Origin of the sequence: Nibricoccus aquaticus, assembly GCF_002310495.1 — a bacterium.
GTDB lineage: Bacteria > Verrucomicrobiota > Verrucomicrobiia > Opitutales > Opitutaceae > Nibricoccus > Nibricoccus aquaticus.
The window spans coordinates 1,504,864-1,519,884 of record NZ_CP023344.1; the positions used below are offsets into that span (position 1 = coordinate 1,504,864).

Annotated in this window: 15 protein-coding genes and 1 tRNA gene; 9 read left to right on the top strand and 7 right to left on the bottom strand. The window is 61.8% G+C overall.

Features of this window, described 5'->3' with window-relative positions; translation table 11 throughout:
- Positions 1–3 precede the first annotated feature (3 nt).
- The 3 genes from CMV30_RS06315 to aat all read left to right on the top strand — a co-directional run bounded on the left by CMV30_RS06315 (position 4) and on the right by aat (position 2,630).
- Positions 4–672, top strand: a complete 669-nt coding sequence (locus tag CMV30_RS06315; protein WP_096055230.1) for a putative signal transducing protein — start codon at positions 4–6, stop codon at positions 670–672.
- 14 nt (positions 673–686) lie between these two features.
- Entirely contained in the window at positions 687–1,685 is a 999-nt protein-coding gene (locus CMV30_RS06320; protein ID WP_096055231.1) for an NAD(P)H-dependent glycerol-3-phosphate dehydrogenase, read from the top strand.
- 285 nt (positions 1,686–1,970) lie between these two features.
- Entirely contained in the window at positions 1,971–2,630 is a 660-nt protein-coding gene (gene aat, locus CMV30_RS06325; RefSeq protein WP_175414754.1) for a leucyl/phenylalanyl-tRNA--protein transferase, read from the top strand.
- Between the two features lie 104 nt (positions 2,631–2,734).
- Here the strand turns inward: aat and CMV30_RS06330 are convergent, their stop codons facing one another.
- The gene (locus tag CMV30_RS06330) at positions 2,735–4,546 is read right to left on the bottom strand and encodes a solute symporter family protein (protein ID WP_096055233.1); all 1,812 of its coding nucleotides are present in this window, start codon (positions 4,544–4,546) and stop codon (positions 2,735–2,737) included.
- Positions 4,547–4,549: 3 nt separating this feature from the next.
- Positions 4,550–4,864, bottom strand: a complete 315-nt coding sequence (locus tag CMV30_RS06335) for a DUF485 domain-containing protein (protein ID WP_096055234.1) — start codon at positions 4,862–4,864, stop codon at positions 4,550–4,552.
- A 179-nt stretch (positions 4,865–5,043) separates the two neighbouring features.
- On the opposite strand from CMV30_RS06335, the gene CMV30_RS06340 reads away from it, so the two are divergent.
- Positions 5,044–6,084: an inositol monophosphatase gene (locus CMV30_RS06340; protein WP_096055235.1), complete on the top strand. Its 1,041-nt coding sequence runs from the start codon at positions 5,044–5,046 to the stop codon at positions 6,082–6,084.
- On the opposite strand, the gene CMV30_RS06345 is transcribed toward CMV30_RS06340, so the two are convergent.
- Together CMV30_RS06345 and CMV30_RS06350 are read right to left on the bottom strand one after the other, a co-directional pair.
- Positions 6,056–6,670: an SET domain-containing protein gene (locus tag CMV30_RS06345; RefSeq protein WP_096055236.1), complete on the bottom strand. Its 615-nt coding sequence runs from the start codon at positions 6,668–6,670 to the stop codon at positions 6,056–6,058. The two genes, CMV30_RS06340 and CMV30_RS06345, sit on opposite strands and share 29 nt — an antisense overlap.
- A gap of 1 nt (position 6,671) precedes the next feature.
- Positions 6,672–7,430 (bottom strand): exodeoxyribonuclease III, encoded by a 759-nt coding sequence (locus tag CMV30_RS06350; RefSeq protein WP_096057647.1) that lies wholly within the window; start codon positions 7,428–7,430, stop codon positions 6,672–6,674.
- Between the two features lie 83 nt (positions 7,431–7,513).
- Here CMV30_RS06350 and CMV30_RS06355 point away from each other — a divergent pair, with 83 nt between their 5' ends.
- Positions 7,514–9,016, top strand: a complete 1,503-nt coding sequence (locus CMV30_RS06355; protein ID WP_096055237.1) for a PLP-dependent transferase — start codon at positions 7,514–7,516, stop codon at positions 9,014–9,016.
- A 16-nt stretch (positions 9,017–9,032) separates the two neighbouring features.
- A complete protein-coding gene (locus CMV30_RS06360; RefSeq protein WP_096055238.1) occupies positions 9,033–9,302 on the top strand; it encodes a DUF167 domain-containing protein in 270 nt (89 codons plus the stop codon).
- Here the strand turns inward: CMV30_RS06360 and CMV30_RS06365 are convergent, their stop codons facing one another.
- The gene (locus CMV30_RS06365; RefSeq protein WP_245844417.1) at positions 9,303–10,640 is read right to left on the bottom strand and encodes an MATE family efflux transporter; all 1,338 of its coding nucleotides are present in this window, start codon (positions 10,638–10,640) and stop codon (positions 9,303–9,305) included.
- 440 nt (positions 10,641–11,080) lie between these two features.
- Between CMV30_RS06365 and CMV30_RS19765 the strand changes: the two genes are divergently transcribed.
- Positions 11,081–11,245 (top strand): hypothetical protein, encoded by a 165-nt coding sequence (locus CMV30_RS19765; RefSeq protein WP_175414755.1) that lies wholly within the window; start codon positions 11,081–11,083, stop codon positions 11,243–11,245.
- A 105-nt stretch (positions 11,246–11,350) separates the two neighbouring features.
- On the opposite strand, the gene CMV30_RS06370 is transcribed toward CMV30_RS19765, so the two are convergent.
- Entirely contained in the window at positions 11,351–11,725 is a 375-nt protein-coding gene (locus tag CMV30_RS06370; RefSeq protein ID WP_096055239.1) for a Dabb family protein, read from the bottom strand.
- A gap of 393 nt (positions 11,726–12,118) precedes the next feature.
- Positions 12,119–12,192: transfer RNA gene (locus CMV30_RS06375), tRNA-Gly, on the bottom strand.
- A 303-nt stretch (positions 12,193–12,495) separates the two neighbouring features.
- On the opposite strand from CMV30_RS06375, the gene CMV30_RS06380 reads away from it, so the two are divergent.
- Entirely contained in the window at positions 12,496–13,668 is a 1,173-nt protein-coding gene (locus tag CMV30_RS06380) for a type II secretion system F family protein (RefSeq protein ID WP_096057649.1), read from the top strand.
- 60 nt (positions 13,669–13,728) lie between these two features.
- Positions 13,729–14,988, top strand: a complete 1,260-nt coding sequence (locus CMV30_RS06385) for a sigma-54-dependent transcriptional regulator (protein ID WP_096055240.1) — start codon at positions 13,729–13,731, stop codon at positions 14,986–14,988.
- Positions 14,989–15,021 lie beyond the last annotated feature (33 nt).

Here is a 15,021-nt window from a genome sequence, read left to right on the forward strand (position 1 = left end):
CCGATGAAAACCGTACTCACGTGCAACAACCCCGCAGAAGCCGCCGTTGTGAGTTCGATTCTTGAGGCTGAAGGTATCGAGACCTTTGTTCCTCAAGAGAACACACCACAACCAATCGCCGGGTTCCCCGGTGGATTTCAGGTTAAGGTGCAGGACGAGCAGTTTGAGCGGGCCCTCGAAATACTTCGTGCCGGCGGATTTGCTCCAACCGCCCTGCTTGAATCATCGCTTTCACCCCGAATTTCGCATCCCAAGCTCCCTCTCTTCCGCTGGCTCCTGATTACGCATGTAATTTTGGCCATCGGAATCTGGTTCAACGCGCAAAAAGTGGATACACGCATCCCCTACCAGGTGAGAGACTATCTGGACTCGCTTGCTCCTTCCTTGGAACTCTGGGGCCTTGGGTATCTAGGTTGGATGATCGGATTCGGGATCGATTTGGTCGGCAGTGTTATTCTGTTTTTCCGATCCAGGTTCGGGCTTTGGGTATTCGCTGGAGGGCTGGCACTCCAAACCCTCTGGCTTTGGGTTTTCCCTGGGGGAATAGTCTATGGCGCTTGGTCGATGATCGGCACCATTGATATTACCTTGGCAGGTTTTCTCTTTGGATGGGCTTGGTCGGACAAAGCCCTGCTGTTTTCAGAAAAACTGGAGGCTAAGCCCTCAGAATAAACACACTTTCCCTCATGAATTTCGCCATCATCGGAGCCGGTGCCTGGGGCACGGCGTTCGCCATCCACCTCAGCCGCCTCAACCACACCGTCACGCTCTGCCCGCGACGCTTTGAGCAGGCGCTCGCCATCTCCTCCGCCCGCGAAAACACCGACTACCTCCCCGGCATCCCGCTCCCGCCCAGTATCCAACTCGGCCACGAACTCACGCCGGTCCTCATGGAAGCCGAGGTCATCCTCCTCGCCTGCCCCTCCCAGGTCCTCCGCGAAACCTGCGAACGCATCCGCGACAACCTCTCCCTCGCCACGCAACTCCGCTACATCGTGAGCCTCTCGAAAGGCCTCGAAGTCGGCACGCACCTCCGCCCCACCGAAATCATTTCCGCCACGCTCCCGCAGTACGGCGCCGGCGCGCTCACCGGCCCGACCAACGCCGCCGAATTCGCCCGCGGCCAGCCCGCCGCCATGACGCTCGGCATCTCCCACCTCAACGATTTCGCCGCCGCCGTCCAAACCGCGCTCAGCGGCCCGACCCTCCGCGTCTACACGACCGACGACGTCGCCGGCGTCGAAATCGGCAGCTGCCTCAAAAACGTTTACGCCATCGCCGCCGGTTGCTGCGACGGACTCAAACTCGGCGACAACGCCAAAGCCGCGCTCCTCACCCGTGCCCTAGCCGAAATGGTCCGCGTCGGCCAGGCCCTCGGCGCGCGCCCCGAAACCTTCTACGGCCTCAGCGGCTTCGGCGACCTCGTGGCAACGTGTCACGGCGGCTGGAGCCGCAACCGCGAATTCGGTCAACGCCTCGGCGAAGGCCGCACCACCGCCGAGCTCCTCGCCGGACGCAAAACCGTCGTCGAAGGCTACAAAACCGCCGAGTCCTTCAACGAACTCTGCAACGCCCGCGGCATCGACGCCCCCATCCTCCGCGAGATCCGCGCCATGCTCCGCGACTCCAAGCCCCCCGCCCAAGTCCTCGCGAGCCTCATGGGCCGCGAACTCAAGCGCGAGTGAGTCTCCGGCTGTAGGAGCGGCTTTACGCCGCGATTGAATAATCGTCTTTCCGATGGAGGCGCCCTGCTGCCTCCCATAGCCGCCTCCCGTAGCATCGTCATTTAAGACGCGGCCCCTCGACTCGATCACTACACTTCCGCGTCTAAAATGACGCGGCCACATCGCAAAGCCCGTCCGGCACCGCGCCACCGTCCGCCGCTTGCGCCCTACTACCAATTACCAGCTACTAACTACTGCCGCCAAAACCGCCGCCCAGCTGCCTTCCCCGCTCCTTGTCCTCCCGCCATGCGCCTCACCTTCCCCAGCCTCCGCGAAATCGCCGCCGGCCCTGAGGAAATCGTCTGGACCGACGCTACTGCGCTAACCGTCGAAAACCTCCGCGCCGCCTACCGCACCGGCATCTTTCCTTGGCCCAGCCTTCCGGGTGAACTGATCCCTTGGTGCTCTCCCGATCCGCGTGCCGTCCTCGTCTTCGACGAACTCACACCCGGACGCACCCTCGAAAAAACCGTCCGGCGCGGCGGCCTCACCTTTACCATCGACCGCGCTTTCTCCTCCGTAATCGCCGCCTGCGCCGCCGCCCCGCGCCCCGGTCAAGACGGCACCTGGATCGCCCCCGCGATCATCGCCGCCTACACTGCACTCCATCACGCCGGAGTCGCCCACAGCGTCGAAGTCTGGCGCGACAAAAAACTCATCGGTGGTCTCTACGGCGTCGATGCCGGTGGCGTCTTCTGCGGCGAAAGCATGTTCCACCACGAACCCAACGCCTCGAAACTCGCCATCATTCACCTCACCCAACACCTCGCGTCCCGCGGTTCCAGTTGGATGGACATCCAGCAACTCACCCCGCACATGCAACGCCTCGGCGCCCGCGAAGTCCCCCGCGAACGCTACCTCGCCGCCCTCGAACGTGAACTCACCACCGCTCGCGCTCTCTTCTAAGAACAAAAAAGCGCGCCGGAAAAATCCAGCGCGCTCTGCTCTCTTCTTTTTGGCACTTGGCCCTTTGGCCTTTGCGATTTCCAAGCCGCGCTCGCGCGGCTTGGTCAGTGTCCCATCCCCGACTGCTGCTCCTGAATATACTCCTGCTTGAGGCCGAGTTTTTCCGGCGCGTGCAGCACGAGCATCTTCATCCGGATGTTTCCAGGAATCTGCGACGCCGTCAGCTTCGACACCACGATCATCAAGCCGATCGCCAATGGCACCGCCCAGATCGCCGGCTGCTCGCACAGAATGCGGAGCAGCGGATGCGCCGCCCAGAACGCCGCCAGATCCACGATCTTCAAATCGCCGAGATTGATGATCGTCGTGCAGATCAGCGCCGCGATACCGCCGCTCAACATACCCGTCGCCGCGCCCTTCATCGTCATCCCACGCCACCAGACACTCATGAACAACAGCGGGAAATAACTCGCCGCCGCGATCGCGAACGCCTGCCCGACCATGAAGTTAATTTGAAGCTGTTCGACCTGCGAACCCAGCAACACCGACAAACCGCCGATCCCGATCGCCGCGAATTTGAACATCTTCATGCGCTGCTCCGGCGTGGACTGCGGACGCAACATGCGCCCGTAAACATCGTGCGCCAGCGCGCTCGTCATCGAAACGAGCAAGCCTGAGAACGTGCTCATGAACGCCGCGAACGCACCCGCGCACGCGATGCCGCTCAGCACCGAGCCCCACACGCCGTAGCGCTCGTTGATGATGCGCGGCAGCTCCAGCACGATCTTGTCCGTGCCCTTCGCGCCCGTCGCCGCATAAAGTTCAGGCAGTAAATTGCGCCCGATCACACCCATCACCGGCGGGAAAACATAAAACACGCCGATCAAAATCATGACCCACATCGTCGTCCGCTTGGCCGCGGCGCCGTCGGGGTTCGTGTAGAAACGCACCAGAATATGCGGCAACCCCGCCGTCCCGCACACCAGCGCGATGATCAGCGAGTAAGTATAAACCAACGAGAGCGGCTTGCTCTCTTCCGCCGACAGCCCCGCCGCCTTCGCAGCCTTGGTCGTGAGCGGACCAAACGGCGCGATCCACGCCTCATCCGACGGCGCTTTCGCGGGCAACGGATGGCGCGCGACCTCCGCCGGAGTTCCGGCTCCAGCCACGGCCGGAGCGGAAATTTCCGCCACCGGATTCATCGCCGCCGCGAGCGTGCGCCCGTCGTTGGCACCGAGATTTTTTCCGTACCCGCCGAAGACCGCCATCAGCACGAAAACCGGCACGCTGATCGCGAACATCTTCATCCAGTACTGCATCGCCTGCACGAGCGTGATGCCCTTCATGCCGCCCAGCGCGACATTGAGCGTGATCACCGCGCCCACCACCGCGACACCGACCCAGTACGGCAGACCGGGGAAAATATACGCGAGCGTCGTGCCCGCGCCCTTCATCTGCGGCAGCGTGTAGAACAGACCGATGAACATCACGAAAACCACCGCGATCTTTCTAAAGATCGGCGAGTCGTAACGGCCCTCAGCGAAATCCGGGATCGTATAAGCACCGAAGCGGCGCAGCGGTCCCGCGATGAACAGCAGCAGGAAAAGATAACCGCAGGCATAACAAACCGGATACCACAACGCGTCATAGCCGACCGCCATGACCATGCCCGCGATACCCATGAACGACGCCGCCGAAAGATATTCGCCGGAGATCGCCGACGCGTTCCAGCCGACCGAAACAGAGCGCCCCGCGACGAAAAAATCGCCCGCAGTCTTGGAGGTCTTCGCCGAGCGAAAACCCATCCACACCGTGATCACCACCGTGATCGCCGAGAACGCGAAGATCCACGGATCGACATTCGCAAACATCGCCAGTGGCAGCGTGAGTGAAGAAGAAGTGTTCAGGAGATCCATGGCTCAGCCCTGCCTTTCTTTTTCGATCTGCCGCACTTCATCCGCCTCAAGCCCCATCGAGCGCTTGATGAAGACAAACGAGATCACCCACACCACCGGGAAGAAAACCACGCCGAGGATCAACCACGTCAGCGTGAATCCCGCCACACGCGTGGCCATCAGCTCGGGCGCAAAATAATTGGCGAGCGGCAGTCCGAGCAGGACGACTAAAAACGCCGCGGCGCACGCGACGGAAAGTTTGAGTTGTCGGCGCATCAGCAAAGCGAGAAACGCTTCACTATGCACCGGGTCGTGGGAGGGCGGGGTGCTAGACGACATGCGACGGCGAGATTGTGACCGCGACTCCCGCCCGCAAGCCCGCAGCCGTCACTATATTTGACGACAGTCATACACACACAACCGGTCCCGCTCACCTCACGCCATCCGCACATCCCCTTTGCCTCCGTCTCTCAACTCTCAACACTCAGCTCTCAACTTTTCGCGCCACCTCTGCCCCCATGACCGCCCCCCAACTCACCCGCGCCCGCCTCCTCCTCTGCGATCTTCAAAATCACATCCGTGACACGATCCTCGCCGCCCGCGCCCGCGAAGCCTCGAAATTTGCCCGCATCGCCGCCGTCACCGCCGCCGACACCATCTACCACATCGATAAACTCAGCGAACACGCCATCATCGAGTGGTTCGAAAAAAACTGGCCCCGCTCCTGGCCCGTCGAACTCGTCATGGAAGGCATCGAGGACGGCCACAACCTCACCTTCCCGTTCGGCACGCCCGTCGCCCGCACCGACTGGAAATGCATCCTCGACCCCATCGACGGCACCCGCGGCCTCATGTACGACAAACGCTCCGCCTGGATTCTCGCCGGCCTCGCCCCGCAACGCGGCCCGCGCACCACGCTCCGCGACATCGCCGTCGCCGCCATGACCGAGCTCCCCACCAGCAAACAATGGCGCGCCGACCAGTTCAGCGCCATCCGCGGCGGCGGCCCTCGCGGCGTCCTCGCCACAGCCGTCAATATCCTCACCGGTAAATCCACAAAGCTCTCCGTCCGCCCCTCGCAGGCTCGCGACTTCAAACACGGCTTCGCCTGCGTCTCGAAATTCTTCCCCGACGGCAAAACCCTCCTCGCCGCCTTCGAGGAAAAACTCTGGGCCGCTCTCCATCCGCCCGCCAAAAACCAGCCGGGCGTCGCTGCCTCTGTCGGCGACTCCCCGCTCGTCTTCGACGACCAATACATCAGCACCGGCGGCCAGCTCTACGAACTCCTCGCCGGCCACGACCGCCTCATCGCCGACCTCCGCCCGCTCGTTTTCAAAAAACTCGGCCTCCACTCCTCGCTTGTCTGCCACCCGTACGACATCTGCACCGCCCTCATCCTCACCGAAGCCGGCGGACTCGTCGAAAATCCCCTCAACGGAGCCGCCGTCACCACGCCGCTCGACACGACCTCCGCCGTCACCTGGATCGGCTACGCCAATCCCTCCCTCGCCAAACTCGCCCGCCCCATCGTCAAACGCCTCCTCGGCGCTTTTGCGTAATCCGCTCCGCCTTCTTCGCCGCCACCCGCTCCGCCTTCAAAATCTTGCGCACCCGCCAGCGATACTCGCCCGCCACGATGAACCCCACGCACCGCTCCGTCCCGCACCGGCACGGATGCTCCCGCCACGTCGCGAAACCATAGCGATAATCAAAAAAAAGCTCTTCGCCCGCCGCGATCTCGCGCTTCGCGATGATCCAGATCTTCCCGCGCACAATCTCCGTCCGGCAGTTCGGCTTGCACGAATGATTGATCAGCCTCGCCGTGTTCCAGCTCATCGAGCCGTCGATGTCGTGACGCTTGTTCAGCTCAAAAACATACACGCACCCATCCTTCCCCGCCTCTTCGCGCGCCAGCCGTCGCGCCTCGCGCCGGTCCGACTCCGCCTTCGTGATCACCTCGCCATCGTACGCGATGATCCGCGTCCCATCCGGGATCGTCTTCACCGCGTACAATCCGCGCCCGTGAATCGCCGAACCGCGCACCACCGCCCAGGGCGTGGACGTCCGCCTCCGCTGCTTCGCGATCAACTGCGCGCCTGCACTCACACCCGCTTTAATTTTTTTCTTCACTGTAGTCGCGCTCATATCAGCCGACCTCCAACCCCACCGGACAGTGATCGCTGCCCATCACCTCCGGGCTGATCCACGCCCGCTTCAACGCAGGCTTCAGCTTCTCGCTCGCGACAAAATAATCGACGCGCCACCCGATGTTCCGCGCCCGGCAGTTCATCATCTGGCTCCACCACGTATAGTGATCCGGCCCCTTCTCGAACTCGCGAAACGTGTCCACGAATCCCGCCTCCAGTACCTTGGAAAAATTAGTCCGCTCCTCATCCGTGAATCCCGCATTGCGGCGGTTGGTCTTCGGATTTTTCAGGTCGATGTCCTGGTGCGCCACGTTCAGGTCGCCGCAGAAAATCACCGGCTTCTTCTTCTCCAGCTTCTTCAAGAACGCCAGAAACGCCGGGTCCCACTCCTGCGTCCGATACTCCAGCCGTGTCAGCCCGCGCTGCGAATTCGGCTGATAAACATTCACCACATAAAAGTCCGCGAACTCCGCCGTGATCACTCGCCCTTCCTGGTCATGATCCGCCAGCCCGATGCCCGTCGTCACACTCTTCGGCTTCACCCGGCTGAAAATCGCCGTGCCGCTGTACCCCTTCTTCACCGCGCTCGCCCACACCGGCTCGTATCCGGTTTCCCAAGCCACATGCTGCACGTCGCCCGGATGGCACTTCGTCTCCTGGAGGCAAATCACGTCCGCGCCGACCGACGCCATATACTCCGCAAACCCTTTCTTCAGGGCCGCGCGGATGCCATTCACGTTCCAGGAAACCATCTTCATAAACCGCCACATTCAGCACGCTCCTTGCCGCTTTCAACACCGGCGTTGCCCCGCGCACCGCAATTCTCCACGTTCGCCGCTTCATGTCCGCCTTCAGCCATCTGCCACTCGGTCAGCGCATTCCCGCCGGCACCCCGCACGCCGTCTCCGCCAGCCTGCCCACCATGCGCGCCGTCATCGGCTATGAGGAAAAAAATCCCGAGATCACCCGGCACATGACCTCGGGCTATCCGCGCTTCGTGAAACACCCGTTTCTCAAAAAAACCGCGGCCCACATTCTCCACACGCTCGGCCTCGAAGGCTGGCAACTCTGGCCCACCTCCTCCGCCCACGCCGCCGCCACCCTCTGCGCCTGGCTCGGCGTGCCCGAAGCCCGTGTCGTCGAAAACGTCTGCGTCAGCGGCGTCGCCTTCCCCGCCAATCCCGACACCTTCGCCCGCGCCAAAACCTACCTCCAGCACACCGGCACCCTCCTCTCCTCGCGCGAAGCCGAGGACTACCTCGTCCGCGTCGGCGAACTCCCCGCCCCCCACCCCGAGCCCACCTTCGAAGGCTACGCCGCCAGCCGCGTCAAAGGCGCCGTCGCCCGCGCCTTTCAGCACGCCTCGCCCGAAGACGTCTTCCTCGCCAACAGCGGCATGAACGCCGTCTACGCCGCCTTCCGCGCCGCCGATTCCCTCCAGCGCCCCCGCGGCCGCAAACTCTGGATACAGCTCGGCTGGCTCTACCTCGACACCATCGCCATCCTCCAGAAATTCACCGGCCAGCCCGCGCACGATTACGTCGTCCAGCACAACGTCTTCGACCTCGCCGCGCTCCGGAAACTCTTCGCCACCCGCGGCCACGAAATCGCCGGCCTCATCACCGAAGTCCCCACCAATCCCCTCATCCAGACGCCCGACCTCGCCGCCATTTACGAACTCTGCCGCGCGCACCAAGCCATCTTCGTCGCCGACCCCACCATCGCCTCCCCCCTCAATATCGACATCCTCCCCCACACCGATGTCGCGGTGAACAGCCTCACCAAATACACCGCCAGCGAAGGCGACGTCCTCGCCGGTGCCATCGTCGTCAACCCCCGCAGCCCCTGGGCCGCCGACTTCCGGCGCCTCCTTCCTGGCGAACTCCAGCCCGTCTACAGCCGCGACCTCTCCCGCCTCGCCTCCCAGATCGGCGACGTCGACGCGCTCATCGCCCAGGTCAACCGCACCGCCCCCGCCGTCGTGGAGTTTCTCCTCAATCATCCGCGCGTGAAAAACGTCTGGTGGTCCGAGCATCCAGATTCTCGCGACAACTATCTCAAGATCGCCCGCTCCCCCGCCTCCATCGGCAGCATGATCAGCTTCACCGTGGAAAACCTCGCGGAGTTCTACGACCGCCTCAGCCTCCCCAAAGGCCCCAGCTTCGGCATGAAGACCAGCCTCATATGCCCCTTCATCTACCTCGCGCACTATGATCTGGTGACGAGTGAACACGGCCGCGCTCAACTCGCCGCCGCCGGCCTCGACCCCGAACTCCTCCGCCTCTCCATCGGCTCCGAACCCGCCGACGACATCATCGCCGCCCTCGCCGAAGCCCTCGCCTGACCGCAGGATCGAAAACATGGCCGGCCCTACCTGCACGCTCGCCATCAAAGCCATCCCCAACGCGCCGCGCACCGAGATCGCGGGCAGGCTCGGCGACGCGCTTAAAATCAAAGTCCACGCCCCCGCCCTCGAAGGCCGCGCCAACGACGAGCTTTGCGCCTTCCTCGCCGAAAAACTCGGCCTCCCCAAACGCGCCGTCACTCTCCTCCAAGGCGAAAAGTCCCGCCACAAGCTAGTCCACATCGCCGGCCGCTCCTCCGCCGACGTGAAACGCCAGCTCGCCTGATCAACCCACCGCCACCCGCGTCAGCCGCGCAAACCGCCACGCCAGAAACACCGCCGCAAACGCCAGCCCCGCCGCTAGCGCGCCCCAGACACCCAGCGGCCCCACCCCGCGCACGCCGAGAAAATATCCGCCCGGCAGCGCCAGCATCCAGTAAGCGACAAACGTGATCGCCGTCGGCACCTTCACATCCGTCAGCCCGCGCAAAGCCCCGCCCGCCACCACCTGCGCGCCGTCGAAAAGCTGGAACACCGCCGCCACCAGCAACAACTTCGCCGCCAGCGCCACCACCGCCGTATCCGCTGAAAACAGACGCGCAATCGCCTCCCCCGCGAACCCAAATGCCGTGGCGAAAACCAGCACGAACACGCTCGACATCCCCAGCGCCCCAAACCCGATCGCCCGCAGCGCCTCGCGCCGCCCCTCGCCGATCGCATTGCTCACCCGCATGCTCGCTGCCGTCGAAAGCCCGAGCGGAAACATGAAGGCAAACGCCGCGCAGCTCAGCGCCACCTGGTGAGCCGCCAGCGCCGTCGCCCCCAGCCACCCCATCATCAACGCCGCCGCGCCAAACGCCCCCGCCTCAAACAACATCGCCCCACCCGCCGGCAGCCCCATCCGCCACAGCGCGCGAAACCGCTCGCGCTCCCACTTCCCATTCACCGCCGCCGCGCGCACCGCCGACAACGCCTTCGCCCGCCGCAGCCACATCGCAATCGCCACCACCGCCGCCGTCCGCGCGATCAACGTCGCCACACCCGAACCGGTCAGCCCCATCGCTGGCGCGCCCAGATGCCCCCAGATAAACATCCAGTTGAGTAACGCATTCAGCGCTACATCCACCAGCATGATCATCATCGGCACCCACGGATGCCCGAGCGACTCCGCGAACTGACGCTGCACTTGAAAAAACAACGTCGGCACCAGTGACGCCGCGATCAGCAGATAAAACGGCGTCATGATCGCCACCACCTCCGGCGGCTGCCCGAAACGATCCAGCTGCGTCACGAGCAGCGCCATCAACGCCACCCCGACCGCACTCACCGCCAGCGCCACCATCCGGCCGTGCCGCAACCACGCCGCGCATCCGCGCAAATCCCCCGCCCCAAACTCCCGTGCCGAGAACACACCCACCGGAATCAGCAACCCGATTCCCACGATAAAAAATACGCCGAACACACTGTGCGTAAACGCCGCCGCCGCCAACGGCACCGTCCCCACGCGCCCGATCAACGCCGTATCCGTGATCCCGATCAGCATCTGCCCCACCTGTCCGACGATGATCGGAAAAGCCAGTGCCAGCGTGCGCCGGCTTTCTTGGATGAGAAGTGTGGACGACAAGCACCCGACACTGATCAAAACCCGCTCAAAAGAAACCTCCGGATTTTTATCCCGACCCGTACCGGATGACTGCTCATCGCCAGGCCCATTGAGGAAGTCGTCTTTCGACGCAGCACCGAAAGCCTATTCCCCGGCCATACAGGTTAGAGCAGTTCAAATAAAGTCATGACCGTATCCTGGAGGGACAACCTCCGTGCCGTCCACGGTCGCCACGAAGCCCGGCTCTTCACCCGCGCAACCATGACTTTTCTGAAAAGGCTATAACCGCCATTCCCGCTGCGAATCGCTGACTGCCAGTCCGCAGCGCGGACCGCAAAACGGGTGAAAACGCGCTCCTGATCGGGAGTCGAGTAGGGGGCGCACCCCAGGCTGTTTCCTTTGATTCCTCAGAGGGCGTGACCGGGCTTGTGAGTGGCAACGAGGCCGCAATGGCTGTAGTCATGACCACCGCATCCACTGTCGCCACCACGCCCAAAAAGACCTCCCGTGTTTTTCACGCGATCTGGATTACGGCGGCGATCCTGTTCGTCACCTCGCCAGATGGCGAAGGCGCAACCAAGAGCGTACCCGCTCGCGAACTCGCTGCGTGGTTTCTGGGTCAGTGATTCACTCCCGCCAAATCGAGTAATATCTCGTTCCTGAGTTGCAGGTACATGGACGCAAAAAAGGCCGCTCTTAAGCGGCCTTTTTTATGGAGCGAAAAGCTCTCTTCAGTTCGTCACGTCAAACGTGGTGCTGCGCTCACGGATGGGCAGGTAAACTTTGTACCACTCTTTTTGCGCATCGCTGCCGGTGTAGTCCTTGAGCGCCTGTTCACTCGCGAACTCCATCGCGATCGCGTGCGTGCGGTCGCCCTGGGCTTTGATCGTTTTGGCCCACACGCGAGTGATCCCTTTGTAGGCGGACGGAAGTTTCTGCGCGCCGTCGAGTGCCGCCTGAATCTGTTCCGGTTTCGCATCGGCTTTCCAGGACACGGTAACCACATGCATGACCGATTTGGGAGCGGCCTCGGATTGTGCGGACGCATGCACTGCACTGAAGGCGAGAAGCCCGGCAGCAAGGAGGGTAACGAGGAATTTCTTCATGTGTAGTAGGTGACTGTTATTAGGTGCCTGCCGGTGATTGGACGATCCATCAACGCAAGAAGGCTTTTGGGAGTTCCATCTGCATATCGACTCCGGTGGCTCCGAAATGTCCAGCCCGGCGCTCCGATGCCAAGAACGTTCACCCTGAAGCGTCCGATCCCCTCCATGTGGCGCAACTCAAAAGCCAGCAGCGTGGCCGAATCAGAGACCAGTCACTCATGCGCGCCCTGTTCAATGAACCCAAAGAGCCAATACAGAGCCGGACATTGCTGCGGCTTCACGCCTTCGATCTCTTCGTGTGTGCAAATTTTCTACGCTATACACACCGGGAGACCTCGCGCATCACTCCGCCGAGAACTCACAGCCATGAGTGAGGAGGAGGAGGTAAGCTTTTGGAGCGGCTGGACAGAATCGAACTGACGATACCTCTTTGGAAGAGAGGAGTTTTACCACTAAACTACAGCCGCTAAAAATTGCTGCCGGGAGCTTCGCCCACGACGACTACCGGTCAAGCCTTCGCTCGCAAGTTCGCCCTCAAAACCCTCGCGCGCCGGGCAAAATCACGCTCGCACACTGATGGTTTAATAGCGCCACCACCCCGCTCCCAACACCCCCGACACGAACGTCCGCCACCACTGCGGCAGCCACGACGACTTCCGCAAACTCATGCGATGCAAGCCTTCGGCAAATCCAGAATCGTGTTTTTTTAACAAGCTAAAGCAGGGAATGAAGTTGCGACACTTTTGTGCCGACATTTCTTGGACACCATCATGGCTTTCATCTCCTCGGCCCCCGCTTCAAAGGGCAACCTCCGCCCCAGCCAGCAATCAGCACGCCCCAACGTCCGGGTCGCACAAAACCTCGCCAAACAAAAGTCCCTCGAGAAAAAAGCGCAGAACTACAAGCTGCCACTCGGCGAACTCGCCATCTTCACCCAGCAGCTCGCCTCGCTCCTCACGGCCGGTCTCCCACTCGTGCAATGTCTCGAAGCGCTCCAGGAGCAGACCGAGGATCCGGTCTTCCGCATTATCATCCGCGAAGTGCGCACCGAGATCTCCGCCGGTAACTCCTTCTCCCTGGCGGTCAAAAAATTTCCCCGCTCCTTCAACTCGCTCTTCATCTCCATGATCGAAGCCGGTGAAGCCTCGGGCGCGCTCGCCGAAATTCTCGGCAAAGTCGCCGCCTACTTTGAAGCCAGCGTGAAGCTGTCCAAAAAGGTGAAGTCTGCCATGACCTACCCGATCGCCGTCATCGGCCTCGCCGTGGTCCTCGTCAACGTCCTGCTCATCTTCGTCATTCCCGTTTTCTCAAAGATGTTCTCTGAGTTCGGCAAAGCCCTGCCGCTTCCCACCCAATTACTGATTGATGTCTCCAATTTCCTCCGTGGCTGGGGCGGCCTGGGAACGCTCATCGCCATCGTCGCCATCGTCATTGCCGTCCAAAAATACATAGCAACTCCGGTCGGTCGGTCGCAGAAAGACCATCTCTTGGTCCGTGCACCGATCTTCGGAAACCTTATCCACAAGATCGCCCTTTCCCGCTTCTGCCGCACTTACGCGACCCTCATTCGTTCGGGCGTCCCCATTCTTCGCACCCTCGAAATTGTCTCCGCCGCCAGTGACAAAGTGCAAATTGAGGCCGCCTGCGTTGATATTGCCAAATTCGTCAGCCAAGGCGGCCAGGTTTCCGAAGTCATCGCGGCTAACAGCTTTTTCCCGCCGATGATGAAGCACATGATCAAAGCCGGTGAAACCACCGGTAACGTCGATGGCATGATGGGCAAAATCGCCGACTTTTACGACACTGAGGTCGATGCCACCACCGCAGCGCTCACCTCACTGATCGAACCCTTGCTAATCGTGTTCCTCGGCGTCGTCGTCGGCGGCATTGTCATGGCCATGTTCCTCCCGATCTTCAACCTCGCCGGCGTCGCCGGAGGTTGATCTCAAAACAGGACTCGCCCCCGCTGATTTTTTCCCATCAGTTCGCGGCAGACTCTGCTCATGCCTTCCGTTCTAATCGTCGACGATCTTCTCTCCATCCACGAGATGCTGGATGCGGTTATCCAGCCCACCGGTTTCGCCACCGCCTTCGCCACCGACGGCGAAAAAGCCTTGGTCCGCTATAAAGCCGAGAAGCAGGATATCGTCCTCGCCGACATCGACATGAAGCCGATGGACGGCATCACGCTCCTCAAACAGCTGAAGCTCTTCGATCCCAACGCCGTCGTCATCATCATGACGGCCTACGCCTCCACCGAGAGCGCCATCCAGGCCCTCAAGTTCGGCGCCTTCGACTACCTCCAGAAACCTTTCCGCGTCGACGAACTCATCTCCACGCTCAAACGCGGCTTGGAGTATAAACAGTTCTCTCTCGCCGATAAAAACACCCACAGCCCCTTCCCCTCCGCCAAGGGCGCCGACCTCGAAAGCCGCCTCATCGGCTCCAGCGCCAAGTTCAAAAAATTTCTCCAGCAGATCAAAAAACTCTCCACCGTCCGTAGTCCCGTGCTGCTCCACGGTGAAGTCGGTACCGGCAAAAGCACCGTCGCCGAGATCCTCCACGCCGTTAATCCCTCCCCCGACGGCCAACTCGTCCGCATCGACTGCTCCCTCAGCGACGAAGCTAATTTCCGCGAAGGCCTGCTCGGCCAGAGCGGCAGCGGCGGCACCTGGATCAAACAGGCCAAAGGCGGCACCCTCTTCCTCCATCACCTCCAGTGCCTCCCGATGCCCATGCAGAAGGAACTGGTCAGCGTCCTTCGCACCACTTCCTCCGGCTTCCGACTCGTCTGCACCACCACCGAAGACCTCGAAAAACTCACCGACGAAGGCACCTTCCACGACGAACTCTTCTACCGCGTCGCCTCGCTGCCCGTCGCGATTCCGTCACTGCGTGATCGCACCGACGACATCCCCGCGCTGGTGAAACACTTCGCGACCAAGACCACCAACCCCAATTTCGACGCCAGCCAGGTCGAGTTCACCGACGACGCCATCGAAGTCCTCCAAGCCTATCACTGGCCAGGCAATCTCACCGAACTCCATCAAGTCGTCTCCAAACTCGCCTCCACCGCCGAGTCCCGCGTCATTACCTCGCAGGAACTCCCGATGCGCCTGAAGGAAGTCAAAGACTGGCCCAAACTCGAAGACTTCCTCGCCGGCCAGCAAAAGCAGTACACCGACCTCGTGCTCCGAGCCTGCAACGACGACAAAGCCAAAGCCGCCAAAGTCCTCGGCATCCCCGCCTCCCAGATCAAATAACCGCCCGGGCATTTCCTGCCTCAACTTTCAAGC